This is a genomic window from Vibrio sp. MED222, from assembly GCF_000153005.1.
Lineage (GTDB): Bacteria > Pseudomonadota > Gammaproteobacteria > Enterobacterales > Vibrionaceae > Vibrio > Vibrio tasmaniensis_A.
Map to the genome: position 1 here is coordinate 63,142 of NZ_CH902612.1, position 24,115 is coordinate 87,256.

Sequence of the window (24,115 nt, forward strand, 5' to 3'; positions counted from 1 at the left end):
CATTTTTTTGATTTATATTTCACTATTAGAAATATAAAAAAGGCTCCGAAAGGAGCCTTTTTTGTTTCTGAATATATTGAAGCCGTAAATAATACTTTAGTCGACTTAAATATTAATTCTATTGCTTAGTGGGTTATTGATGATTCACTTAGCAAACTCGATGCCTTAAAGAGCAAACTCTTCTAGAGATTTACCAGCATCTAGTTGTTCTTGGATAGCTGAAGGCGTACGGCCTTGACCTGTCCAAGTTTTTTCGTCGCCATTCGCGTCTACGTATTTGTATTTCGCAGGGCGAGGAGCACGTTTAGATTTTGTTGTTTTAGATTTTGCTTCACCAGAAAGTGCAGCAATAAGATCGGCAACATCGATTCCGTCTTTTGCAATTTGTTCTGCGATAGCAGAAAGCTTAGCTTCTTGCTCTGCTTTTGCTGCGCGTTCTTCAGCTTCAGACTCTTGACGTTCTTGTACAACAATAGTCAGCTTGTCTAGCGCTTCTTCAAGTTGCTCAAGAGTTAATTCACGTGAGAACGCACGAAGGCTACGGATATTTAATAGAGTTTTTGTTAATTCAGACATGATATTTCCCATCAAGGTAAACTAAATAATCCTCCTAATAATAAACAGAGCCTAAGAATAAAACAAATAGTATTTCTTCTATTAGTTATTTAAATAAGAAAATGAGACGAGTGTTTTAAGATGAAAAGATAGACTTCTAATGAACTTATAATAACTATTAAGAATATCTTAAAAAAAACAGGTGATATCTGATATGTGTTAAGTGGAGTAATCCGTAAAAGTTGACTATTCTTCTATTGATTACTTCATTAACAAAAAGCTTATTTTTCTCGGAATGATATGTTGCATTGTTGCTCTTGATGGGTACAATTGCGGCTACCTGATGCGGTGCTTTGGTTAATCTGTTGTTAAACTCTGGTTTACACGGTTAATAATGTTACCGCACGTAGAGGTGCAATTATAAAGAGTAGTTTTCGTTGGGGTGATGCCAATGAACGGGAATGAAAGGTGTAATTGCCGAAGTAAATTGTATATCTAAGCAATTTGCTGGGGTTGTGCTCAATAGGTACAACACTGCCATAGTCTTAATTTTAAACTATGGAGCGCTACTGTAGGGTTGGGTGAAGTGTTCACTTCCCTTTCGCTTAGTTCAACATGAGCTTGATAAGCCGTATCAAGTTTATCTGCAGTAGATCTCTAGCCAAATAAAAAACTGGTTTTTGAAGATCATGAATTTAATAGATTTTGCAACATCGCCTTTATCGCTGCTTCCTCCCTTGGTTGCCTTGACTCTTGCTATTGTTACCCGCCGTGTATTAGTTTCCTTGGGTGTCGGTATCGTCATGGGTGCGATTCTACTTGCTGACTACTCAGTAGGTAACGCAGCTAGCTACGTCTTTACTAAAGTATCTGGTGTTTTCATCGAAGATGGTGGTATTAACACTTGGAACATGAGCATCGTTGCTTTCCTAATTATCCTTGGAATGACAACGGCATTATTAACACTATCTGGCGGTACTCGCGCATTCGCTGAGTGGGCACAGTCTCGTGTTAAGAGCAAACGTGGTTCAAAACTACTTGCTGCATTTTTAGGTGTATTCATCTTTGTTGATGATTACTTCAACAGCTTAGCGGTAGGTGCCATCTCTCGCCCTGTAACTGACCGCTTCTACGTATCTCGCGCTAAGCTAGCTTATATCCTAGATTCAACTGCTGCTCCTATGTGTGTGATCATGCCGGCTTCTAGCTGGGGAGCTTACATCATCACTATCATTGGTGGCATCTTAGTGACACACGGTGTGACAGAGTATTCTGCACTGGGTGCTTACGTTCGCCTTATCCCAATGAACTTCTACGCTGTGTTCGCGCTATTAATGGTGTTTGCTGTTGCGTGGTTTGGTTTAGATGTTGGCAAAATGCGCGAGCATGAGATCGAAGCCTCTCAAGGCCGTGGTTTTGAAGGTGATAATGATCAAAAGCAAGCGCACGATCTAAACGAAGAGCTAGATATTCAAGAGAGCGAAAACGGTTCTGTTTCTGATCTCGTTATGCCAATCGTAGCGTTAATCGTCGCGACGGTTGCAGCAATGCTTTACACCGGTGGCCAAGCGCTTACTGCTGATGGTCAAGCATTCAACTTGCTTGGTGCATTTGAAAATACAGATGTAGGTAAGTCTCTGGTTTACGGTGGTGTTATTGGTTTACTCGTTGCGCTAGCAACGGTATTCAAACAGAAACTGCCTATGGCTGATATCACAAGAACAATGTGGATTGGTGCAAGCTCAATGTTTGGCGCTATCCTTATCCTTGTATTTGCATGGACGATTGGTTCTGTTATTGGCGACATGAAAACAGGTTCGTACCTATCCTCTCTAGCAACAGGTAACATCGATTACCACTGGCTACCGGTTATCTTGTTCCTTCTTGCTGGCCTAATGGCATTCTCGACAGGTACATCTTGGGGTACGTTCGGTATCATGTTACCGATTGCGGGTGACATGGCTGCTGCCTCTGACATCGCGCTAATTCTTCCTATGCTAAGTGCGGTTCTTGCGGGTTCTGTATTTGGTGATCACTGTTCTCCAATCTCGGATACAACGATTCTGTCTTCTACAGGTGCGCGTTGTAACCACATTGACCACGTATCGACTCAGCTCCCTTATGCGCTGTCTGTGGCGTTCGTATCGTGTATTGGTTTTATCACCCTAGGAATGACATCATCAACTGGCATTGCATTTGGCGCAGCGTCTCTAACGTTTGTTGCGGTATGTTTTGCATTGGCTTATTTCTCTCGTTGCAAGATAGCAACGTGTAAAAGCTAATCATCATTTGATTGAATAATGAGAAGGGAGGCGTTTGCCTCCCTTTTTTTGTGTTCGTTAATTTAATTTTAAATTTCGTGAAAAAAGTTCGAATAAATGGTTGAAAAAGGGTGTCAGCTTAGTTAGTGTGGAGACAAGACAGCAAACAACCTAAGAGCTGATAAGTATGCGTAAATTAGTAATGAACATTCATCACCATCATCACCCTATCTAGTCTTTCGGGGAGATTTACGTATACCCGGGAGCAAGAATTCTCCCGGAGGTTAAGTCAAAGAATTTAGATTTAAACCCTCGGGACGACAAAGTCTTCCGAGGGTTTTTTAGTTTTAGCACTTTTAAATAATCAATAAATTCAAATATTTGCACAGGGATACAGCAATGCAGACACAACGCCTAAGAATCGCAATTCAAAAGAAAGGTCGCTTAAGTAAAGAGTGCCAAGATCTACTTAAAAAATGTGGTGTGAAATTTAACATCATGGGTGAGCGCTTAGTTGTTCATTCACTAAATATGCCAATCGACTTGTTACTCGTTCGTGATGATGACATCCCAGGTCTTATCATGGATGGTGTGGTTGACCTTGGTTTCATCGGTGAAAATGAACTAGAAGAAGTTCGACTAGACCGTGTTGCTCTAAAAGAACCATCAGAGTTTCGCACACTACGTCGTTTAGACTTCGGTGGTTGCCGCCTTTCTATCGCAATCAACAAAGATGAAGTCTACAACGGCCCACAAGATCTTGCGGGCAAACGTATTGCAACAACCTACCCACAACTACTAAAAGCCTACATGGATGAGCAGGGTGTTGAATTCAGCACTTGTATGCTAACAGGTTCGGTTGAAGTTGCTCCTCGCGCAGGTCTAGCAGACGCTATTGCAGACTTAGTTTCTACAGGCGCAACGCTAGAAGCAAACGGCCTAAAAGAAGCAGAAGCTATCTTCCAATCTAAAGCAACACTGATTCAACGTGTTGGTGATTTCGATGCAGACAAAACGGCATTGATTGAAAAACTACTGACTCGTATGCAGGGTGTTCAACAAGCGAAAGAGTCGAAGTACATCATGCTTCACGCACCAACGTCTCAGCTAGAGCAAATCAAAGCTCTACTACCTGGGGCTGAAGATCCTACGGTTCTTCCTCTATCTACAGACAAAGACAAAGTTGCCGTTCACCTCGTAAGTACAGAGAACTTGTTCTGGGAAACTATGGAACAGCTGAAAGAGTTGGGTGCAAGCTCGATTCTAGTATTACCAATCGAAAAAATGATGGGGTAGTGACGATGAGAACCGTTGTTTGGCAATCTTTAAGTGAATCACAGCAAGACTCGGTATTAGAGCGTCCAGCTATTACTGAAGGTGCAAACATCACAGCGACTGTTTCTGATGTTATTGCAAAAGTACGAAATGAAGGCGATGCCGCACTTAAGGAACTGACTGAAAAGTTTGATGGTGTGACTCCAGAATCTATCCGAGTTAGTTCGGGTGAGATCGAAGAGGCATGTGCTCGTCTAACACCAGAGATGAAGCAAGCGTTGGAGCAAGCTTACAGCAACATTGCTAAGTTTCATGAAGCTCAAAAGCCACAGCCAATTAAGGTTGAAACACAGCCTGGTGTTGTGTGTGAGCAGGTGACGCGCGCGATTAATACTGTTGGACTTTATATTCCTGGGGGCAGTGCGCCACTTCCGTCAACGGTTCTTATGTTAGGTGTACCTGCTCAAATTGCGGGTTGTCGTAAGGTTGTGCTTTGCTCACCTCCGCCCATCGCGGATGAAATCTTGTATGTCGCTAATCTTTGTAAAATCGATGAGGTTTACAATGTTGGTGGTGGTCAAGCCGTTGCTGCCATGGCTTACGGGACCGAGAGCGTTGCTAAGGTTGATAAGATCTTCGGCCCAGGTAACGCTTACGTAACGGAAGCTAAACGCCAAGTAAGTAACGACTTCCGTGGCGCTGCGATTGATATGCCTGCTGGCCCGTCTGAAGTGTTAGTGATTGCAGACGAAACTGCGGATGCTGACTTCATTGCTGCTGATCTACTGAGCCAAGCTGAACACGGGCCAGATTCACAGGTTGTATTAGTAACACCATCACCAGTTATTGCCGACCAAGTAACCGATGCAGTTCAGAAGCAACTGAAAGAGCTGTCTCGTGCGAACATCGCTCAGCAAGCATTGGCTTCAAGTCTAATCATCATTGCTGAATCGATCACTCAAGCGATTGCGATTTCGAATTTCTATGGCCCGGAACACTTGATTGTTCAGACCAAGAGTCCACGTGAACTGCTGCCATTACTAGATAATGCAGGTTCAATCTTCTTGGGTGACTGGTCTCCAGAATCTGCAGGTGACTACGCATCAGGCACAAACCACGTTCTTCCGACTTACGGCTATACCAAGACTTATTCAAGCCTAGGTTTGGCGGATTTCTCTAAGCGTATGACGGTACAAGAGTTAACAGCTGATGGCTTACAAGGCCTAGCGCCAACGGTAGTCACAATGGCGGAAGCCGAAGGTTTGGACGCACACAAACGTGCGGTGACCATCCGAGTTGAAAAATTAAATCGATTTGAACAGCTAAATAAAGCGAAATAAGGGTAGGGCATGGAAAAGTTAGCAAGAAAACAAGTTCAGGCTCTAACACCTTACTTGTCTGCAAGACGCATTGGTGGCAGCGGAGATGTATGGTTGAACGCCAACGAATCTCCGTTTGATAACGAGTACACCTTAAATCTGACTCGACTTAATCGCTACAGCGAGTGTCAGCCTAAAGAGCTAATCGATGCTTACGCTCAATATGCGGGTGTTGCACCAGAGCAAACGTTGACTACTCGTGGTGCTGACGAAGGCATTGAACTACTGATTCGTGCTTTCTGTGAGCCGAACGAAGACGCTATTCTTTACTGCCCACCCACTTACGGTATGTACGCAATCAGTGCAGAGACGATTGGTGTTGAGCGTAAAGTGGTGCCTCTGACTTCTGAATGGCAATTGGATCTTCCTGCTATTGAAGCTCAACTTGACAACGTAAAAGTGGTCTTTGTTTGTAGTCCAAATAACCCAACCGGTAATTTGGTTGATCGCAAAGACATCATCAAGCTGCTTGAAATGACACAAGACAAAGCGATTGTTGTGATGGATGAAGCGTATATCGATTTCTGCCCTGAAGCATCAACGGTGGATTTGCTTGCTCAGTATCCGAATCTAGCGATTCTTCGAACTCTCTCGAAAGCATTTGCTTTAGCGGGTTTACGTTGTGGCTTTACGCTAGCGAACAAAGAGCTTATCGATGTATTGTTAAAAGTGATTGCTCCTTATCCAGTGCCAATCCCTGTTGCTGACATTGCCGTTCAAGCACTTTCAGAGCAAGGACTAGCGCGTGCTAAGTTCCAAGTTCTGGATTTAAGTGCTAACCGAGCGTATTTACAAGCCGGTTTACTAGGTATGCCTCAAGTGACGGTGTTTGATGGTTGGGGTAACTACCTACTGGTTAAATTCCCGAACGGCGATGAGTTATTTAAAGCGGCTTGGGATACGGGCATCATTTTGCGTAATTCACCAATTGAAGACTGTGTTCGTATTAGTATTGGTAATCGCGAAGAGTGCGAAAAGACACTTGGATTCATTCGTAACTTTTATCAGTAACGAAAGGCTTACCAGTAATAACATTTGCCAGTTTTAGTGGATTAATAATCGGCTGGCAAATGAAACCAATATTTTGGGTTAGCGTTGATTTTAGCTAGGCCAGCAGATTTAAAATTAAAAGGAAGTTCAAGTGAGTAAACAACAGAAAATACTTTTTATAGACCGTGACGGCACCTTAATTGTTGAGCCGCCAGTTGACTTTCAAGTAGACCGTTTAGACAAACTAAAATTCGAACCGTTAGTGATTCCTAGCCTACTTGCACTGCAAGATGCGGGTTATCGCTTAGTGATGGTGACTAACCAAGATGGTCTAGGTACAGATAGCTACCCGCAAGAAGAGTTCGATGCTCCACACAATATGATGATGGAGTTCTTTGAGTCTCAGGGCGTTAAGTTTGATGATGTTCTAATCTGCCCTCACTTTGATGAAGACAATTGCTCTTGCCGCAAGCCTAAGCTGGGTATGGTTAAAGAATACCTACAGGGCGGTAAAGTTGACTTCCAAAAGTCAGTCGTGATTGGTGATCGAATGACGGATCTTCAACTTGCTGAGAACATGGCAATTCGTGGTATCCAATACGGACCAGATGCGCAAGCTGAAGGCACGCTTAACTGGCCACAAATCGTTAAAGATCTGACGGTTAATGCGCGCATTGCTGAAGTGGTTCGTACCACTAAAGAAACGGACATCAAGGTGGCAGTAAACCTTGATGAAACCGGTGGCAACAAGATCGATACTGGCATGGGGTTCTTCGATCACATGCTTGATCAAATCGCGACACACGGCGGTTTCCAAATGAACCTGACTGTGAAGGGCGATCTACACATTGATGATCACCACACAGTAGAAGATACCGCTCTTGCTTTAGGCCAAGCATTGAAAGATGCATTAGGCGATAAACGTGGTATTGGCCGCTTTGGTTTCAGCCTACCAATGGATGAGTGTTTGGCTCAGTGTGCGCTAGACCTTTCTGGCCGTCCATACCTGAAGTTCGATGCTAAATTCAGCCGCGAGCAAGTGGGTGACCTTTCAACAGAGATGGTGGTTCACTTCTTCCGTTCTCTAACCGATACATTGGCTTGTACGCTACACCTTTCTTCTGACGGTAATAATGATCACCACATCATTGAGAGCCTATTCAAAGCGTTTGGCCGTACTCTTCGCCAAGCAATCAAAGTTGAAGGTAACGAGTTACCAAGCAGCAAAGGCGTTCTGTAAGGCTAACGTTAGCAAGGAAAAACAATGAAAGATCAAAAAGTCGTTATTATTGATACTGGTTGTGCCAATGTTTCCTCGGTGAAGTTTGCGATTGAACGTCTAGGCTACGCAGTTGAAATTTCAAAAGAACCAGAAGTTGTTCTTGCTGCGGACAAGCTGTTCCTACCGGGTGTAGGCACAGCAAGTGAGGCAATGAAGAACTTGCAAGAGCGCGACCTTGTTTCTCTTGTGAAGCAAGTAGAGAAGCCTTTGCTAGGTATTTGTTTAGGTATGCAGCTGTTAGGCAAATTGTCTCAAGAGAAAGGCCAAAAGGCTGACGAGTTAGTTGAATGCCTAGGTTTGTGTGACGGTGAAGTTCGTTTACTTCAAACGGGCGACTTGCCTTTACCACACATGGGCTGGAACACAGTAACCGCGACACCTAATCACCCTCTATTTAAAGACATTGAAGAAGGTGAATACTTCTATTTTGTTCACAGCTTCGCAATGCCGGTGGGTGACTACACAATCGCACAATGTGATTACGGTAATCCGTTCACAGCCGCAGTGCAAAGTGGCAACTATTATGGTGTTCAGTTCCACCCAGAGCGATCTTCGAAAGCTGGCTCTAAGCTGATTCAGAATTTCTTGGAATTGTAATAAGGATTAGGCAGCGGCTAACGTTGCCCTATAAGGAATGTAAATGATTATTCCCGCGTTAGATTTAATTGAAGGTCAAGTAGTTCGCTTATTCCAAGGAGACTACGGGCAAGTAACAGAATACAAAGTAGACCCAGCTGAGCAGTTTAACTTGTACCACCAAGCTGGCGCAGGTTGGCTTCACCTTGTTGACTTAACGGGTGCAAAAGACACAACGGCTCGTCAGTTAGACTTGATTGCTAAGCTCCTTGCTAGCACGCCTGCGAACATCCAGATTGGTGGTGGCGTGCGTAACGAACAAGATGTCGTTGATCTACTAGAAGCTGGCGCACAGCGCGTTGTGGTTGGTTCTACGGCAGTTAAGCAACCTGAGTTGGTTAAAGGTTGGATGGAGAAGTACGGTGCGGAAAAAATCGTGCTGGCTCTGGACATCAATATTGACGAAAGCGGCACACGTAAAGTCGCGATTTCAGGTTGGCAAGAAGATTCAGGTGTGACCATTGAAGCGCTGGTTGAAGACTACCTCACGGTTGGCCTTAAACACGTTCTGTGTACCGATATTTCACGTGATGGCACGCTAGAAGGATCAAACGTAGAGCTCTATGTTGATCTTTGTAAGCAGTACCCACAAGTACAATTCCAATCATCGGGTGGCATTGGCAGCCTAGCTGATATCGAAGCACTTAAAGGCAGCGGCGTTGCGGGTGTGATTGTTGGTCGTGCACTGCTTGATGGCAAGTTCACCACAGAGGAGGCATTTGCATGTTGGCAAAGCGAATAATCCCTTGTTTGGATGTCCGTGATGGACAAGTGGTTAAGGGCGTTCAATTCCGTAATCACGAAATTATTGGTGACATCGTTCCGCTAGCACAACGCTACGCAGAAGAGGGCGCTGATGAATTAGTATTTTATGACATCACCGCATCAAGTGATGGCCGTGTGGTCGATAAAAGCTGGGTGAAACGTGTAGCAGAAGTGATTGATATTCCTTTCTGTGTGGCTGGTGGTATTAAGTCTGCGGAAGATGCAGCACGCATTCTTGAGTTTGGTGCAGATAAAGTATCCATCAACTCGCCTGCATTGGCTAACCCACAGCTAATCACTGACCTAGCTGATAAGTTCGGCGTACAGTGTATCGTTGTCGGTATCGATTCATACTTCGATAAAGAGACGGGTAAATATCAGGTTTACCAATTCACAGGCGATGAAGCGCGTACCAAAGCAACCAAGTGGGAAACCAAAGATTGGGTGCAGGAAGTACAGAAGCGTGGCGCCGGTGAGATCGTGTTAAACATGATGAACCAAGATGGCGTTCGCAACGGCTATGATATCGACCAGTTAAATATGGTACGTTCAGTGTGTAATGTACCCCTGATTGCATCAGGTGGCGCAGGTGCGATGGAGCACTTTGCTGAAGCCTATAAAAAAACCAACGTGGACGGAGCACTTGCGGCTTCGGTATTCCACAAGCAAGTCATCAATATTGGTGAACTTAAACAGTATTTGAAACAACAAGATGTAGAGGTGCGACTATGAGTTTTGAAACCGCAAGCTTATCAAAAACAGAAGTAGGCGCATTGTCAGAGCGTATTAACTGGGAAAAAGTCGATGGCTTAGTGCCAGCTATTGTTCAAGATTACCAATCGAGCCAAGTGCTAATGATGGGATACATGAACCCTGCAGCACTTGAGAAAACGGGTGAAACTGGCAATGTGACGTTTTTCTCTCGCACCAAAGAGCGTCTTTGGACGAAAGGTGAAACGTCAGGCAACGTATTACAACTGCAAAACATCGCCTTGGACTGTGACAGCGACACCTTACTGGTTAAAGTTAATCCCATTGGCCCAACGTGCCACACAGGTACAACAACGTGTTGGGATGGAGACAAACAAGAAGAGTCTCAGATGGTGTGGCTTCATCAGCTTGAGCAGCTACTGGCTGCCCGCAAGGACGCAGACCCTGAGTCTTCTTATACTGCCAGTCTATATGCCCGTGGCACCAAGCGTATTTCGCAAAAAGTGGGCGAAGAAGGCGTTGAAGTCGCGCTTGCGGCGACGTCGGGCGATAAGGCGGAATTAGTGTGTGAATCAGCAGATTTGATTTACCACTTGATGGTTCTTCTTCAAGACCAAGGCTTGTCGATGAACGATGTGGTCAACAAGCTAAAAGAACGTCACAAGTAAGCTCTGTTTAGATTAATCGAACCACGTAGCAGATAGATAAAAGCCCCGTAAACAATTATATTTACGGGGCTTTTTAGCTTTTTAATTTTCAAGATTTCAAGATTTCAAGATTTCAAGATCTCTAAGCCCTGCGTCACTTTTTTAAACTCTGACTTTACGTCATTCCAAGGAGCCTAAGCGACATCAGGAATTTCTTTACTTAATCAAACATTTTAATTTTCTGACTTACCCGCAGCACTTTTTATATTTCTTCCCACTACCACAAATGCACGGGTCATTACGGCCGATCTTGAAGCTTTCAACCGTTTGGTTTAAGCGTGGGTCAATTTCAGGTTCTTCTTGCTCATTTCCTTGCTCGGGGAAAGTGCCATCAATGTAGTACCACAAGTCGTCTTTACGTATAAAGCGCGAGCGCTCTTGCATGCAGTATTGTGCGCCTTCTTCATTGAAGTAAGCTTTAAACTCAACAAAGCCTTCGTCTTGGTGTGAGCCTGCCTCAGTATCGATGACTTCTAGGCCTGCCCAATCACTGTCGATAGATTCGGCAATACCTTCTCTTTGCGCTTCTGCGTTGCAGCTAGGGTGGTAAGTCGCAACAACATAGTCAACCAAACCCAACACGTGCGCTGAATAACGTGAGCGCATCAACTGTTCAGGCGTTTCAACAGCACTGTGGTGAAGGTGCGCTGATTCACAGCACTGTTGGTAAGTATTTTTGCTACCGCATGGGCATAAAGACATAGTCAAATCCTGTAAAAATGGCCTCTGTTAAGAGGCCATAAATGAATGTGTTGGAGTTTATCAAGAAACGACTGCTCACCAAAGCTGAGTTTCGATTGAAGTTGCTGTGTGACGTGAACTATTTCAAAGTAGGAGACAGCAGGTCTTGGGCCCAAGAGGTTGCTTCGTCATAAGCTTGACCTAGCTCTGCTTCGTTGAGTTTGAGCAGTTTACGAATGCGCGTTGCTTCATCCCAGCGAGCTTGTTCATAAGCTATGACCATCGCCAAAATGGCACCTAATATACCCTTGCGCTCAATCAAGGCTTGTTTAATCTCATCATCGATCGGCACCGAGTCCAGTACTTTTACTAACGGCAGATCGAATAGGGAGTCGAGCAGCGAGAACATGCCAGTTAAAAAGGCTTGCCCGGGCTCAACCTTAACGTTCATTTTCTCGACCAACAGTTCACATTGGCGCGCGCGTATCACGGCTAAACCATAAAGTGAGTCTGGTTTATCTTCTTTCGCGGATGCGATAGCAACCAGTGACACTAGCTTACGTAGTTTTTGTTCACCAAGATAAACAAGCGCTTGGTGGAATGAACGAATCGGTGTTGATGAGCCACCAGCGGAGTTTACGTAAGAGAGCAGCTTATACGACATAGTCATATCAAGGGTAATCAAACGCTCTACTTCGGCAAAGTTGATAGGATCGTTGGCAATCTCTTTCAACAGTTGAACAATGGTTAAAAAAGCAGGGTTTAATGCGCGAGTTTGGATCATCTCCGGCTTACTGAAAAAGTAGCCTTGAAAGTAGTTAAACCCGGCTTGGATTGCTTCTTGGTATTCTTCGTGAGTTTCTACTTTCTCCGCTAGAAACTCGATATTCAAGTCTTTCAGAGTGTTCATGAACATCGCAGCTTTAGCGATTGAGATCAAACGTATGTCGAATTTGATAATTGATACGTAAGGTAAGAAGCGTTTCCATGCTTTGCTAGGCACAAAGTCATCTAACGCGATCGTGTAACCCGCATCATAAATTGTGATGATGGCTTCTAGCAGTTCGTCTGTTGGCTCACAGTCTTCCAGTACCTCGACAACTAAGCTCTCTTTCGGAAATAGAGTCGGGACTAGGTTAACCAAGCTTGCATATGGAAAATTAACGAATCCAAGCTTATCGCCCAATGTATTATAGTGGGTAGATAAGAAGTGGTCGGAAAGCAAACGGCTAGTAGCGAGCTCCGGCTCTACTTCAGGGAAAGTGTTCTTAGGACCATCCCTAAATAGCAACTCGTAACCTATGGTCTTCTTGTCTGCATCGAGTATTGGTTGACGCGCTACGTATGAATATTTCAACTTGGTACTGTGTTCGGTTTATTTTTGATAGACAAATAATAGCTAATTCAGGAGAAATTACCATATACAAGTGAAGAAAATCTGACCGATGATAATAATAAAAGTGAAAGTTTAAGCGTGATGCTAAAAGCGATTGCTAAACTCGCGATTCTGTAGTTCAAAACTTTGCGGAGTGAACACCAGAACTGATCCTTGGGTATACCAATCACCCAATACGATACGGGTTTTAGTGCAATTACTAGCACTATAGGAGTGTATGTTTGGACGGTGAGTATGACCGTGGATCATCAAATCGACGTTGTGTTGTTTCATCACATTTTCGACTTCTTGCTGTGTTACATCCATGATGTCGAGTGACTTTGTCTGCTTATCATCTTTGATATCAGACTGAACCTTGGAGACAATTTTCTTTTTGATAAAAAATGGAATTCTATTAAAGACCCATTGTAACCAGGGCTGATGCACTTTTTCACGAAAGGCGAGGTACTTTATATCTTCGGTACACAGAGTATCACCATGCAATACCACTGCTTTTTGTCCGTAGATATCGATAGTAGAAACTTCATCTAGAAGCTTTACGCCTGTTTGTTTCGCAAATTTTTTGCCAACTAAAAAGTCCCGATTGCCTTGTGTGAAATAGCAAGGTACGCCAGTGTTAACTAAGTCTATAAACGTTTGGCGAATTGAATTCGCGAACTCGCTTGTATCGTCGTCACCAATCCAGAATTCGAAAAGATCACCCAACACGTAGAGTGCATCCGCTTCTACGGCCTCGTTCTTCATGAAGGTTAAGAAGCAGTCTGTGATGTCTTGTCGTGACGGAGCAAGGTGTAGATCTGATATAAAATATGTTTTCATAGGTCTAAAAAAAGGGAGCGATTCGCTCCCTATATCCTGATTTTATCGGCTCATCAATTATTAATACTAACCGAAAGCAAGTGATTAAGCTTCGATTGTAGTACCAGTGATGATCACTTCTTCTAGAGGTACGTCTTGGTGCATACCCATAGAACCAGTGCTAACACCTTTGATCTTGTTTACGATGTCCATGCCTTCAACAACTTCTGCGAATACACAGTAGCCCCAACCGTCTAGGCTTTCGCTACGGAAGTTTAGGAAAGAGTTGTCGTTAACGTTGATGAAGAACTGAGAGCTCGCTGAATGCGGTTCCATAGTACGAGCCATTGCTAGCGTACCCACTTTGTTCGCTAGGCCGTTGTTTGCTTCGTTCTTGATAGTCGCGCGAGTTGTTTTTTCTTTAAGGCCAGAAGTCATGCCGCCGCCTTGAACCATGAAACCATCGATAACACGGTGGAATAGCGTGTTGTCGTAAAAACCGTCACGGCAATACTGTAGGAAGTTTGCGCTTGTTTCTGGTGCTTTTTCTTCGTTAAGTTGAACTTTGATGTCACCAAAATTTGTGTGAAGGATGATCATGATTGTTACCTTACTGTCTTTTTAATATGAAGTTCGAATTCTAGCGCATGTTGGCGGACTTTCAAATCACCAAATCATTAACTTAACTCGGATGTTTGAGGTAATTCCTGCTTTGGGGGATTACCTATTAAGGTATGACTTGTTATACTGCGATCTTATTTTTGATTAATCCATAAAATAGATAGAGATCATGCTGAAGATATATAACACGCTCACAAGACAGAAAGAGGAATTCAAACCAATTACAGCTGGCAAAGTCGGTATGTATGTCTGTGGGGTAACCATATACGATCTCTGTCATATTGGTCATGGCCGTACGTTCGTTTCATTTGACGTGGTAACTCGTTACCTGCGTTACCTTGGTTACGATTTGAATTTCGTTCGTAATATCACTGATATCGATGACAAAATCATCAAGCGCGCTAATGAAAACGGCGAGTCTTGTGACTCTCTGACTGAGCGTCTGATCGGTGAAATGCACGCGGACTTCGATGCATTGAACATGAAACGCCCAGATGTCGAGCCTCGTGCGACTGAATTCATCACAGAGATCATTGAGTTAGTAGAAAAGCTAATTCAACGTGGCTTTGCTTACGTTGCAAGCAACGGTGACGTGATGTTCGAAGTTAAGAAGTTTGACGAATACGGTAAGCTTTCTAAGCAAGATCTTGAGCAGCTTCAAGCTGGTGCCCGTGTTGACATCGATTCTGCAAAACGTAGCCCGTTAGACTTTGTTCTTTGGAAGATGTCTAAGCCTGGTGAGCCGACGTGGGAATCGCCATGGGGGCCAGGTCGTCCAGGTTGGCACATCGAATGTTCAGCAATGAACTCGTCTATTCTTGGCAATCACTTCGATATTCATGGTGGTGGTTCGGATCTACAGTTCCCGCACCACGAGAACGAAATCGCACAATCTTGCTGTGCACATGGAACCCAGTATGTGAATACTTGGATGCACAGTGGCATGGTGATGGTAGACAGAGAAAAAATGTCTAAGTCACTGGGTAACTTTTTCACTATCCGTGACGTACTTCAGCATTACGATGCAGAGACAGTTCGTTACTTCCTAATGTCTGGTCACTACCGTAGCCAACTAAACTACAGCGAAGATAACCTAAATCAGGCTCGTGCATCACTTGAACGTCTCTATACATCACTTCGTGGTCTAGACGTTACCGCAGCCCCTGCTGGTGGTGAAGAGTATGTGACTCGTTTCTCTACAGCGATGAACGATGATTTCAACACACCTGAAGCTTATTCAGTGCTGTTTGAAATGGCTCGTGAAATCAACCGTATCAAGACTGAAAGCATAGAAAAAGCAAGTGCACTAGGTGCGTTGATGCGTGAACTGGCAGACATCATCGGTATTCTTCACCAAGATCCAGAAGCTTTCTTGCAAGGCGATGCAGCAGGTAACGATGACGAAGTCGCTGAAATCGAAGGCCTAATTAAGCTACGTAATGACTCTCGCGCTTCGAAGGATTGGGCAAATGCCGATCTTGCACGTGATAAGCTGAACGAGCTAGGTATTGTTCTGGAAGATGGTCCAGAAGGTACGACTTGGCGTCGTAAGTAAATCTTATAAAAAGGGCTGATTTTCAGCCCTTTTTTCTAGCAAAAATTCTCTAATTTCACCTTTTTATCTTCAACTTTTAATTAACAGGAATATTTCTGTGGCTCAGATGTATTTTTATTACTCGGCAATGAACGCGGGTAAATCAACAACGCTTCTTCAATCTTCATTCAACTACCAAGAACGTGGTATGACACCAGTGATCTTTACGGCTGCATTAGATGATCGCTATGGTATCGGTAAAGTGAGTTCACGAATTGGTCTTCAATCTGAAGCTCAATTGTTTAAAAACGACACCAATATGTTTGAGGCAATTCAAAAACTCAACGAAGAAGAAAAGCGTCATTGTGTATTGATCGATGAGTGTCAGTTTTTGTCGAAAGAGCAGGTTTACCAACTAACAGAAGTGGTTGATAAGCTGCACATCCCTGTACTTTGTTACGGTTTGCGCACTGACTTCTTGGGTGAACTGTTTGAAGGTAGCCGCTACTTGTTGTCTTGGGCTGACAAATTAGTAGAACTTAAAACAATTTGCCACTGTGGCCGTAAGGCCAATATGGTAATTCGTACAGATGAGCACGGTGTGGCAATTGCTGAAGGTGACCAAGTCGCTATTGGTGGCAATGACCAATATGTTTCGGCTTGCCGTTTACATTATAAAGAAGCGTTAGGTAAATAAGCAGCCTACAAGTCGGCATTGCTAAAACCAATAGCGTTCAAATTAGAAAACGGTGACCTAGTGTCACCGTTTTTGTTTATTGAGCCGAGCTTTTGTTTTATTCCAAGCCGAGCTTCTATTTTATTCTTAGTCGATCTTTTGCTTTATTCGAAACCGAGCCTCTTTAATGCTTGATAGGCATGGTCAACGTCGTCGGGGATCGGCATCTCAATTTGAAAGCCCTGAGCGGGGTAGGATTTGATTCGCTCATAATCAGCAATCAATGCACCTAACACCATGTCTAACGGCAACTCTTCGTTAAAGTAATCATCCCAATTCTGCCATCGTGATGTCACTGTTATCTCGGAAGTTTCGTCAGGCCATTGCTTACAGAACGTTGCGTAAGTGCGTTTCTCCATAAAGGGCTTCTGAACTAGGGTCAGCCGTTTCGGTGATAATCCTCGCTGAGCCAGTAGCTCGTAGGTAAACCGTACATTTTCCCCAGTGTTTGTCGCGTGCTTCTCAATGATAATGTCTAAGTCAGGCACACCACTGTCTCGTGCGATAGAAGCGAATGTTTCTGCTTCTGAACGTTCAAAGCTTCCTTCTGTAAAACGTCCCATACCACCAGAAAAAACGATGTATGGCGCTATCTTTTGGTGATAAAGCTCGGCTGCATATTCAGCAACGCGAGTATCGTTACTGCACAACACAAATATACAATCTGAAGGCGTGATGTCATGACCCATCGACATGAAGTTCCAAAGGGTGTCGATCGAGTGATATAGCTTACCCTTTGAGTTCTTTGTTACAGGTTGCTTAGCTATGGATTGCTTAGTCATAAAGAGCGTCCAATGTGGAATCGAATTTAAACGAGTAACCTAAACCGAGGATCTTTTTAGAAGAGATCAGCTTGTCTGGGGTATCGACAATAGGAGGGAGTGGCTCGCTGCTATTGGCACTTTTTAATGCTGCTGCGTAGAACTCTGCCTTGCTCACTGTATTTGGTGTGGTGACATTTACGATTTCATTGTGCAGTTGATTGATGGCGAAATCGACTGCGCCAATCGCGTCGTTAAGGTGAAGCATGTTGGCAGGAGCTTGAGTGCTCACTTGCTTCAATTTACTTGCAAACCTCGATGGGTGACGGTTCGGACCAATCAATCCACTAAAGCGAAGAATGGTGTAGTCGATGCCAGAATCAATCACTGACTGTTCAGCTTTCAGCATCACGCGTGCATTGTCCGAAAATGCGGATGCTTGCTCGTTTTCTGAGGTAGAAAGAGTGAGTGAGGCGTCTTGCTCGTACAGAACTCCGGGCTTGGTTGGGTATACCGTCGTCGAACTGACCATAATGAGCTTTTTCACGTTAGCCTTCTGGCAAGCCCTGGTCAGTTGTTGCCAGTAGTCGGCGTACTCTTGTCCTGCTCCCTTTCTAAAGCCTGGAGGAAAGCTACCAATCACTATCTCAGTGTTGTTTTCGAGTAACAACGAATAGAGTTCGCCGATAGTCTCATCTGGCTTTGATGAGTCAAAACTAAACACTTCACATGGAACTCGTTTGTTCCCAACAGCGTCTGCACCTGCTTGGGTCGTTTTCGTGACCACAACTTGGTTACCATGTTTTTCTAAATGTTCAGATAAAGGTGCACCGACCCATCCTGCACCAACAATAAATATAGAAGCCATGTGTTCCTCACAACTGCAAATGACGAATTTACAATAAGCCTAACAAACCTTTGGTCAAAAATGAAAAAACTCCACGGCCGAAGCGAGTGGAGTTTTTACTAGAACCGTGGAGTTTTAGTTCAGTACGCGAAGTAACTTGTCTGCGCGCTCTGCCATCTGGATACCTTCGTCTGTTAGGTAACCACCGTCTGGCTGAGTGCAAAGATTCTTTTCGAATAGGCGCTTAACAGCGTCTTGAGTTTCTTGAGCAGCCTCTTGATGAACTTTAATTCCAGTAGCGGCGCTACTTACATCAAATTGAAGAAGGAGGTTTAAATCAGCAATATGTTCAGCGTTGTACTTCATAATTAACCTATATATTCATAACGTTCTCTACCTTCACCTTAGTGCGCATTAACGGCTCAAGCAATAGCAAATAAATAGAATTGATAAGTGATACCAAATTGAATGATTAATCGTCGTATGGTGGGTTTATTTTAGTTAGATTGCGTGATTTGCAGCCACTTAAATTCTGAACGATGTTTATTGGGAAGTGGTTGTAATATATTGTGTCACTAGAAATATATTGCATCCAGCTAATATTGTATAAAAAGGAAACGCATCAGTGAGAGTGAACAAAGTAGCATTAACGATCAGTATGCTATTTGCTATCTCAGGTTGTCAAAGTACACCCTCAGAGCAGACAGGCGCGAACCAAACCACAAATGACAATGAATCAACAGTAGAGGTCCGTTCATTTCAGTCTGTCCAAAGTGTTTACTCCGAGTGGGAGGCTAAGCTTGAAGAACACGCTCAATTGTCTCTCTATGCTCCAGAGAATTACAATGAACTATTAGACGCTTGGGATGATGCTGAAAGCATTTATGCGGATTTACTGAAAGATCAAACACGGTTAACCAAGAGTTACTCGATTTTTTCGACATTAACTTACGCCGAAGCCTTTGATGAAAAAATCGCGTTGATTCGATCAAATTATGACTCGATCTTAGTGCTAAAGGAAAAGGCTGACAGAGTATTAGCCGACTCGATAGTGCAAATGGATTACTTAAAGTTTCTTGGTGCCGACACTATGTTTGCATCGAGCTACAAGCGCTTGTATTTAGAATACAGCGAGCTGTTTGAGTATGTGCTGGTCGACGAACTTGAAGATGCTCAGGAAGCACAGGTAGAGTTTCTTAATAACGCGAGTTTGTTAGAAGTTAAAGTGGCCCACAAGAAGTACATCGAACCTTTGAAGGATGAGTTGGAGTTCTTGGAAGATGAAGATTTCGATGACGTTGTTCCACTGACGTTTGCTAAAGCGGCATCTCAAATTGCTTTAGCAGAAAGCCAAGTGAAAGCCAGTCCCCGTGAAAAGTCGATCATTGAAGACGCAGTTCACGCTGCAGAGTTCGAATTAAACCACGTGCGCAGTGTTGCTCATGAAGTCAAAGTACTAGCGAGCGTAAAAGGCGACCAGTTCGAACAGTCGGTTTTGAATGCAGAGAACCAGTTATTGAGCATTTCACGAGTGGTTAATGGTGAAGATCACCGTGATGTTGTATTGCGTCTTCAGTCTCAAAAAATTGTAGCGAGTGTTAAAGCGCTGAAAGGCTCAGACATGACGGCGTCATTAAAGTCAGAGATTAAAACTTTGACTGAGCGACTCGCTAAGTTAGAAAGTGATAATCAGAAACAAACACAGAAATTGGTTGAAGCGACCAAGCACAACCAATTGTTAGATGATCAGGTTACCAAGAGTGATGCTCATATAAAGAGCCTAGAAGAGTTAGTGGATAGTTTGAAAAGCTTAGGTGGTAAAGTTGCCAGCGAAAGTGACTCTGATGTGATTCTTCCTAGTATTGAATCTAGCATAGAGGATGCATCTAACGAACAATCATTAGAAGAAATGGTTGAACCTTCGGTTTAGTAAGACTAATTTCTTTATTTGTGATTGAGTTAAAAGCGCCTAAGGGCGCTTTTTTACGTTCTGTTGATCTATGTCAAAATCTGAAAACAAAAGTGTCCATTGAGTCATTATAGTGTACGTTATTCCTTTGGTTTTAACGTAACTTGTTGATATTTATAGATGTGTTGTTTTCTATGCTGATAACTAATCATTCAGCAGAGTTTTATTTTTACTACTAAAGTCGTATGAATTTGGAATAACTTGGACTAATTTCTTTCAACAGGATTGTGAGAGGCATTTCGAGCTTAAAATAGCTCTTGAATTCAGAAATGAAAGAGAGGATTATCGCGCTCCCGACGACATGTTTCAAAATGTAAATCATCATGAATCTAAACCAATTCGACTCATTATTACCGCCACAAATGGCTGAGCGCGCTGCAGATATTGGCGTAGGTAAAGCAACCAAAGATCCAATCAAATCTTTTCTCCTAGCGATCTCTGCTGGCATACATATTGGTATCGCGTTTGTGTTCTACACTATCGTGACTACCGGTGCTGGTGATTTACCGTGGGGTATTACTCGCTTATTGGGTGGTCTAGCTTTTAGCTTAGGATTAATCCTTGTTGTTGTTACTGGTGGTGAATTGTTTACCAGCTCGGTGTTGACGCTTGTTGCTCGCGCAAGTGGCAAGATTACCTGGCGTACATTAGTTAAGAACTGGACCACGGTTTATGTAGGTAACTTAATTGGTGCATTGCTGCTGGTGGCCTGTATGCTTCTGACTAAACAGTACATGTTCGATCATGGACAAGTGGGTTTGAATGCCATGGCGATTTCCCAACACAAAATGCACCATGATTTTATCCAAGCTATCGCGCTTGGCATCATGTGTAATGTGTTGGTTTGTATCGCGGTATGGATGACGTTTAGTGGACGTACACTGACTGACAAAATCGCAGTTATGATTTTACCTGTTGCGATGTTCGTATCAGCCGGTTTTGAGCACTGTATTGCCAACATGTTCCAAGTCCCTTTAGCTATCGGTATCAAAACATTTGCTCCCGCAGAATTTTGGACAATGACAGGCGCTAACCCTGCGGACTATGTTGATCTGAACATGATGGACTTTTTGATGAACAACTTGCTGCCCGTTACCATTGGTAACATCATTGGCGGTGGTATCTTTGTTGGTATGTGGTACTGGTTGATCTACCTACGTGACTAATAAGGGTGGCGTGATCCACCAAGCAAAGGTTTCGTGATTAATTCCGATTACGCGGTTAATCCAGTTTACGAGTTTACTGGGTAACTTGGACTCAGTGAAAACACTGAACTGACTTATGACATTTACAAGACGGCCTGCATTGCAGGCCGTTTTTATTTGTGGAAAACCTACTTATTCATTTCTTAAATTATCATGTGAACGCTCAATAGCGATGATCACCGTGTGTGTATATGTCTTTGAAAACACCCAAAGATCAAAGGTAATGATCTTTCCCTAGGTGGGAATGGACAAAAAAGGATCTATATTGATTTGGTTATCCACAATTTCTGTGGATAACCTGTCTCAAATTCAGTGAGTAACCAGATCTAAGTGGAGTAGGGAGGCTATTTCGATGCTGTATTTGCGCGAGAACTCGGCCTTCTTTAGTAAGAGATGTCTTCAATGAGAGCTGAAGTGCAAGTGCTAAAGAGCAGCTCATCATCACGAAGATAGCTAACATGATCATCAACTGATACTTAATCGCGATCATTGGTGATGCACCACCTAAGATCTGTCCTGTCATCATTCCCGGTAGCGTGACTAAGCCTGTAGTTGCCATAGAGGCCATAATTGGTGACATCGCTTTCTGTATCGCATTACGAACAAAAGGCGCGGCTGCATAGGAAGGAGACGCGCCCAAAGCGATAGCCGCTTCGTACTCTGATTTCTGCGTTTCAAAAGCCCCAAACAAATTCTGCAATGCCACGATATTACTGCTTAAGCTATTACCTAACAGCATCCCTGCAATAGGGATAAGGTACTGTGCGTTAAAAACCGGTGTCGGTTTAATGATGAAAAAGCAGATAAACAAGACAATAGGTACACAAGTTACAGCAAGGCTAACGGCTATAGGAGCTAAAAGTAGGTTTTTGGGGAGCCTAGATTTTTCAACAATTGAGCTTGCCCCAACGATGATCATTGCAAATAGCCACAGTAAATTGACCCATAAGCTATTTAAGGTGAACAAGTATTCTAGGTAAAGTCCCACTAGAAATAGCTGAATAACCATACGGATTATGCTGACAGAAGCCTCTTTACCAAGGCCGAGTTTTAACTTGTGGTTGATGGTAATGGGTAGCAAGAGAAGTGAGCTGAAGAACAATAACTGCCACCAAGATATATCAATAACGTCTTGCATAATGATTCCTTTTAAGTGGTCTCCATCATATCTGAAAGTGCCAAATGATGCATTTCAACTGTAAAGTCACCAATTCTAAAAATGATCAATCATTTAACAAACAAAACACAAAATAGTGGTTGTTTGAGGCTTTTTTAGCTACTACTTAGTAGGTAAAAAGTTAAAATTGGTTGTCAGATGGTTGCGTGCATGTTGGTTTTTAACATTTGTGAAATATACTTAATTCTTCACATTTGTTAATACTTTTTAATAACTTTGTTTAACTGAAAACAAGTTTGGATGACCTCAAAAAAGTATTGATTAGCAAGGGTTATAACGGGGGATTTGATTGAACCCTACTTTGTGTATGGTCTAAAATTTGTTGTTAGATACTCAAGAACTTTAGCCCCGTAGAATGGGTTACTCGAAATTACTAAATACAAAATAGGCAAAATGTATGAGTGATGTTAATAAAATTGAAACTGGCGAAAAACGCTCGTTGGAGTGGAAGTCTTTCCTCTTCATCGCGGTGGTTCTCTTTCCAATATTAAGTGTGGCTTTTGTAGGCGGTTACGGCTTCCTAGTTTGGGCACTGCAAGTGTTTGTATTCGGACCTCCTGGTGCTCACGGCGGCATGTAATGCCCTCTAGTAACAACATTTTTTAAAATCAATATTTAAGAGAGCTAAACATGAAATCATTTTTAGTTAAATTATGGCGCACAATGACTCGCCCTGCAGTACACATCAGTCTTGGTGTACTAACTATGGGTGGCTTTATCGCCGGTGTTATTTTCTGGGGCGGTTTTAACACAGCTCTAGAGCACACAAATACAGAAGAGTTCTGTGTAAGTTGTCACACCATGCGTGACAACGTGTACGTAGAACTACAAGAAACGGTTCACTGGAAAAACACTTCTGGTGTACGTGCTACTTGTCCTGACTGTCACGTTCCACATGAATGGACAGCAAAAATCGCTCGTAAGATGCAAGCATCTAAAGAAGTATTCGCTCAAGTATTTGGTGACCTAGATACACCTGAGAAATTCGAAGCTCGTCGTATCGAACTGGCTAAACACGAATGGGATCGTTTCTCTTCGAACAAATCTCTAGAGTGTAAAAACTGTCACAACTACGATTCAATGGACTTCGAGAACATGCGCCCAACAGCGCGTATCCAGATGAAGAATGCAGCAGAACGTGATCAAAGCTGTGTTGACTGTCATAAAGGTATTGCTCACAACCTTCCAATGGATATGGCATCAGCAAGCGGTATTGTTGGCGAGCTAGAAAATGTAGCAAGCAGCACATCTTACGCAAATGGTTCTGACGTGATCTCTATTCGTCACCTACCAATGTACACAGATGAAACAGCAACGGTTGAAGCGGGTCTACTAAGTCCTGCAAGTAAAGTTGCGGTTATCGACGAAAAAGGCGACATGATCAAGATTCAAATCGATGGTTGGCGTAAAGCGAAAGGCTTCGGACGTGTAATCCAAGAAGACTTCGGTATGAACATCTCAACTGCAATCTTGACCAAAGAAGTATCTCAAAGTGACGTTATCACTGTTGGTGAGAAGAAAGAAGATGAGCTTACTGGCCTTCCATGGGAAGAAGTTAACCTAGCACTTTGGATGAAGAAAGAGTCTATGGTTGATAACTTCGATCCAATTTGGAACGCAGCGGGTCAAGCGTACCAATCTAACTGTTCAACGTGTCACTCACAGCCAGATGAAGCTCACTTCAGCGCTAACGGTTGGGTAGGCATGTTAGATGGTATGATTGCATTCGTTAACTTCGATACAGATACAGAAGCACTTGTTCTTAAGTATCTACAGAAGCACTCATCAGATTTTTCTGAAGGCCATCACTAATAAGACGTCAATTGGAG

At 43.3% G+C, this 24,115-nt stretch carries 24 protein-coding genes, 1 riboswitch and 1 other annotated feature; of the genes, 15 read left to right on the forward strand and 9 right to left on the reverse strand.

Annotated elements, in window-relative coordinates:
• Window positions 1–165 precede the first annotated feature (165 nt).
• Complete coding sequence (locus tag MED222_RS01520) at window positions 166–576, reverse strand: H-NS family histone-like protein (protein ID WP_012604381.1); 411 nt, start codon at window positions 574–576, stop codon at window positions 166–168.
• 378 nt (window positions 577–954) lie between these two features.
• Window positions 955–1,132: riboswitch (Lysine riboswitch) on the forward strand.
• Window positions 1,133–1,244: 112 nt separating this feature from the next.
• On the opposite strand from MED222_RS01520, the gene MED222_RS01515 reads away from it, so the two are divergent.
• The 9 genes from MED222_RS01515 to hisIE all read left to right on the forward strand — a co-directional run bounded on the left by MED222_RS01515 (window position 1,245) and on the right by hisIE (window position 10,522).
• Window positions 1,245–2,837, forward strand: coding sequence for a Na+/H+ antiporter NhaC family protein (locus tag MED222_RS01515; protein WP_029223134.1), 1,593 nt, complete (start codon window positions 1,245–1,247; stop codon window positions 2,835–2,837).
• A 189-nt stretch (window positions 2,838–3,026) separates the two neighbouring features.
• Window positions 3,027–3,162: a sequence feature (His leader region), on the forward strand.
• 53 nt (window positions 3,163–3,215) lie between these two features.
• Complete coding sequence (gene hisG, locus MED222_RS01510; RefSeq protein WP_009848806.1) at window positions 3,216–4,112, forward strand: ATP phosphoribosyltransferase; 897 nt, start codon at window positions 3,216–3,218, stop codon at window positions 4,110–4,112.
• Entirely contained in the window at window positions 4,112–5,431 is a 1,320-nt protein-coding gene (gene hisD / locus MED222_RS01505) for a histidinol dehydrogenase (RefSeq protein WP_017098157.1), read from the forward strand. Before hisG ends, hisD begins: the two co-directional genes overlap by 1 nt.
• Window positions 5,432–5,440: 9 nt before the next feature.
• Window positions 5,441–6,481 carry a histidinol-phosphate transaminase gene (gene hisC / locus MED222_RS01500; protein WP_009848804.1) on the forward strand — a complete coding sequence of 347 codons (1,041 nt, stop codon included), beginning with the start codon at window positions 5,441–5,443 and terminating at the stop codon, window positions 6,479–6,481.
• A gap of 130 nt (window positions 6,482–6,611) precedes the next feature.
• Window positions 6,612–7,700, forward strand: coding sequence for a bifunctional histidinol-phosphatase/imidazoleglycerol-phosphate dehydratase HisB (gene hisB / locus MED222_RS01495; protein WP_009848803.1), 1,089 nt, complete (start codon window positions 6,612–6,614; stop codon window positions 7,698–7,700).
• Between the two features lie 24 nt (window positions 7,701–7,724).
• On the forward strand, window positions 7,725–8,339 hold the full coding sequence (gene hisH / locus MED222_RS01490; RefSeq protein ID WP_009848802.1) for an imidazole glycerol phosphate synthase subunit HisH: 615 nt from the start codon (window positions 7,725–7,727) through the stop codon (window positions 8,337–8,339).
• 43 nt (window positions 8,340–8,382) lie between these two features.
• Complete coding sequence (gene hisA, locus MED222_RS01485) at window positions 8,383–9,120, forward strand: 1-(5-phosphoribosyl)-5-[(5-phosphoribosylamino)methylideneamino]imidazole-4-carboxamide isomerase (RefSeq protein ID WP_009848801.1); 738 nt, start codon at window positions 8,383–8,385, stop codon at window positions 9,118–9,120.
• Window positions 9,102–9,875, forward strand: coding sequence for an imidazole glycerol phosphate synthase subunit HisF (gene hisF, locus MED222_RS01480; RefSeq protein WP_004734577.1), 774 nt, complete (start codon window positions 9,102–9,104; stop codon window positions 9,873–9,875). Before hisA ends, hisF begins: the two co-directional genes overlap by 19 nt.
• The gene (gene hisIE / locus MED222_RS01475; protein WP_009848800.1) at window positions 9,872–10,522 is read left to right on the forward strand and encodes a bifunctional phosphoribosyl-AMP cyclohydrolase/phosphoribosyl-ATP diphosphatase HisIE; all 651 of its coding nucleotides are present in this window, start codon (window positions 9,872–9,874) and stop codon (window positions 10,520–10,522) included. Before hisF ends, hisIE begins: the two co-directional genes overlap by 4 nt.
• 225 nt (window positions 10,523–10,747) lie before the next feature.
• Here the strand turns inward: hisIE and MED222_RS01470 are convergent, their stop codons facing one another.
• The 4 genes from MED222_RS01470 to MED222_RS01455 form a co-directional block, all read right to left on the reverse strand.
• Complete coding sequence (locus MED222_RS01470; RefSeq protein ID WP_009848799.1) at window positions 10,748–11,263, reverse strand: YchJ family protein; 516 nt, start codon at window positions 11,261–11,263, stop codon at window positions 10,748–10,750.
• A 118-nt stretch (window positions 11,264–11,381) separates the two neighbouring features.
• Complete coding sequence (locus MED222_RS01465) at window positions 11,382–12,599, reverse strand: EAL and HDOD domain-containing protein (protein ID WP_009848798.1); 1,218 nt, start codon at window positions 12,597–12,599, stop codon at window positions 11,382–11,384.
• Between the two features lie 123 nt (window positions 12,600–12,722).
• Window positions 12,723–13,457 (reverse strand): UDP-2,3-diacylglucosamine diphosphatase, encoded by a 735-nt coding sequence (gene lpxH, locus MED222_RS01460; RefSeq protein WP_009848797.1) that lies wholly within the window; start codon window positions 13,455–13,457, stop codon window positions 12,723–12,725.
• An 84-nt stretch (window positions 13,458–13,541) separates the two neighbouring features.
• Window positions 13,542–14,036, reverse strand: a complete 495-nt coding sequence (locus MED222_RS01455) for a peptidylprolyl isomerase (RefSeq protein ID WP_004734582.1) — start codon at window positions 14,034–14,036, stop codon at window positions 13,542–13,544.
• Between the two features lie 190 nt (window positions 14,037–14,226).
• On the opposite strand from MED222_RS01455, the gene cysS reads away from it, so the two are divergent.
• Entirely contained in the window at window positions 14,227–15,612 is a 1,386-nt protein-coding gene (gene cysS, locus MED222_RS01450; RefSeq protein WP_009848796.1) for a cysteine--tRNA ligase, read from the forward strand.
• A gap of 97 nt (window positions 15,613–15,709) precedes the next feature.
• On the forward strand, window positions 15,710–16,288 hold the full coding sequence (locus tag MED222_RS01445; protein WP_009848795.1) for a thymidine kinase: 579 nt from the start codon (window positions 15,710–15,712) through the stop codon (window positions 16,286–16,288).
• 143 nt (window positions 16,289–16,431) lie between these two features.
• Here the strand turns inward: MED222_RS01445 and MED222_RS01440 are convergent, their stop codons facing one another.
• The 3 genes from MED222_RS01440 to MED222_RS01430 form a co-directional block, all read right to left on the reverse strand.
• Complete coding sequence (locus tag MED222_RS01440; RefSeq protein ID WP_009848794.1) at window positions 16,432–17,109, reverse strand: YdcF family protein; 678 nt, start codon at window positions 17,107–17,109, stop codon at window positions 16,432–16,434.
• A complete protein-coding gene (locus tag MED222_RS01435) occupies window positions 17,102–17,956 on the reverse strand; it encodes an NAD(P)H-binding protein (protein ID WP_009848793.1) in 855 nt (284 codons plus the stop codon). The genes MED222_RS01440 and MED222_RS01435 overlap by 8 nt, the downstream gene beginning before the upstream one ends.
• A gap of 114 nt (window positions 17,957–18,070) precedes the next feature.
• Window positions 18,071–18,301: a TIGR02647 family protein gene (locus MED222_RS01430; RefSeq protein ID WP_009848792.1), complete on the reverse strand. Its 231-nt coding sequence runs from the start codon at window positions 18,299–18,301 to the stop codon at window positions 18,071–18,073.
• Between the two features lie 259 nt (window positions 18,302–18,560).
• On the opposite strand from MED222_RS01430, the gene MED222_RS01425 reads away from it, so the two are divergent.
• Both MED222_RS01425 and focA read left to right on the forward strand, forming a co-directional pair.
• Entirely contained in the window at window positions 18,561–19,865 is a 1,305-nt protein-coding gene (locus tag MED222_RS01425) for a hypothetical protein (protein WP_009848791.1), read from the forward strand.
• Window positions 19,866–20,227: 362 nt separating this feature from the next.
• On the forward strand, window positions 20,228–21,070 hold the full coding sequence (gene focA, locus MED222_RS01420) for a formate transporter FocA (RefSeq protein ID WP_009848790.1): 843 nt from the start codon (window positions 20,228–20,230) through the stop codon (window positions 21,068–21,070).
• A 313-nt stretch (window positions 21,071–21,383) separates the two neighbouring features.
• On the opposite strand, the gene MED222_RS01415 is transcribed toward focA, so the two are convergent.
• The gene (locus tag MED222_RS01415; RefSeq protein WP_009848789.1) at window positions 21,384–22,247 is read right to left on the reverse strand and encodes an ABC transporter permease; all 864 of its coding nucleotides are present in this window, start codon (window positions 22,245–22,247) and stop codon (window positions 21,384–21,386) included.
• A gap of 436 nt (window positions 22,248–22,683) precedes the next feature.
• Between MED222_RS01415 and torE the strand changes: the two genes are divergently transcribed.
• Window positions 22,684–22,866: a trimethylamine N-oxide reductase system protein TorE gene (torE, locus tag MED222_RS01410; RefSeq protein WP_008222628.1), complete on the forward strand. Its 183-nt coding sequence runs from the start codon at window positions 22,684–22,686 to the stop codon at window positions 22,864–22,866.
• Between the two features lie 50 nt (window positions 22,867–22,916).
• Complete coding sequence (gene torC / locus MED222_RS01405; protein WP_009848788.1) at window positions 22,917–24,098, forward strand: pentaheme c-type cytochrome TorC; 1,182 nt, start codon at window positions 22,917–22,919, stop codon at window positions 24,096–24,098.
• Window positions 24,099–24,115: the final 17 nt, after the last annotated feature.

Excerpts from the sequence above, each read along its gene's own strand:
- MED222_RS01515 (WP_029223134.1), top strand. The coding sequence starts at position 1,245 with ATGAATTTAATAGATTTTGCAACATCGCCTTTATCGCTGCTTCCTCCC.
- cysS (WP_009848796.1), top strand. The coding sequence starts at position 14,227 with ATGCTGAAGATATATAACACGCTCACAAGACAGAAAGAGGAATTCAAA.
- MED222_RS01470 (WP_009848799.1), bottom strand. The coding sequence starts at position 11,263 with ATGTCTTTATGCCCATGCGGTAGCAAAAATACTTACCAACAGTGCTGT.
- MED222_RS01520 (WP_012604381.1), bottom strand. The coding sequence starts at position 576 with ATGTCTGAATTAACAAAAACTCTATTAAATATCCGTAGCCTTCGTGCG.
- MED222_RS01435 (WP_009848793.1), bottom strand. The coding sequence starts at position 17,956 with ATGGCTTCTATATTTATTGTTGGTGCAGGATGGGTCGGTGCACCTTTA.
- hisH (WP_009848802.1), top strand. The coding sequence starts at position 7,725 with ATGAAAGATCAAAAAGTCGTTATTATTGATACTGGTTGTGCCAATGTT.
- hisG (WP_009848806.1), top strand. The coding sequence starts at position 3,216 with ATGCAGACACAACGCCTAAGAATCGCAATTCAAAAGAAAGGTCGCTTA.
- MED222_RS01430 (WP_009848792.1), bottom strand. The coding sequence starts at position 18,301 with ATGAAGTACAACGCTGAACATATTGCTGATTTAAACCTCCTTCTTCAA.
- hisA (WP_009848801.1), top strand. The coding sequence starts at position 8,383 with ATGATTATTCCCGCGTTAGATTTAATTGAAGGTCAAGTAGTTCGCTTA.
- focA (WP_009848790.1), top strand. The coding sequence starts at position 20,228 with ATGAATCTAAACCAATTCGACTCATTATTACCGCCACAAATGGCTGAG.
- torC (WP_009848788.1), top strand. The coding sequence starts at position 22,917 with ATGAAATCATTTTTAGTTAAATTATGGCGCACAATGACTCGCCCTGCA.
- hisIE (WP_009848800.1), top strand. The coding sequence starts at position 9,872 with ATGAGTTTTGAAACCGCAAGCTTATCAAAAACAGAAGTAGGCGCATTG.
- MED222_RS01415 (WP_009848789.1), bottom strand. The coding sequence starts at position 22,247 with ATGCAAGACGTTATTGATATATCTTGGTGGCAGTTATTGTTCTTCAGC.
- MED222_RS01440 (WP_009848794.1), bottom strand. The coding sequence starts at position 17,109 with ATGACTAAGCAATCCATAGCTAAGCAACCTGTAACAAAGAACTCAAAG.
- MED222_RS01455 (WP_004734582.1), bottom strand. The coding sequence starts at position 14,036 with ATGATCATCCTTCACACAAATTTTGGTGACATCAAAGTTCAACTTAAC.
- hisC (WP_009848804.1), top strand. The coding sequence starts at position 5,441 with ATGGAAAAGTTAGCAAGAAAACAAGTTCAGGCTCTAACACCTTACTTG.
- torE (WP_008222628.1), top strand. The coding sequence starts at position 22,684 with ATGAGTGATGTTAATAAAATTGAAACTGGCGAAAAACGCTCGTTGGAG.
- hisF (WP_004734577.1), top strand. The coding sequence starts at position 9,102 with ATGTTGGCAAAGCGAATAATCCCTTGTTTGGATGTCCGTGATGGACAA.
- lpxH (WP_009848797.1), bottom strand. The coding sequence starts at position 13,457 with ATGAAAACATATTTTATATCAGATCTACACCTTGCTCCGTCACGACAA.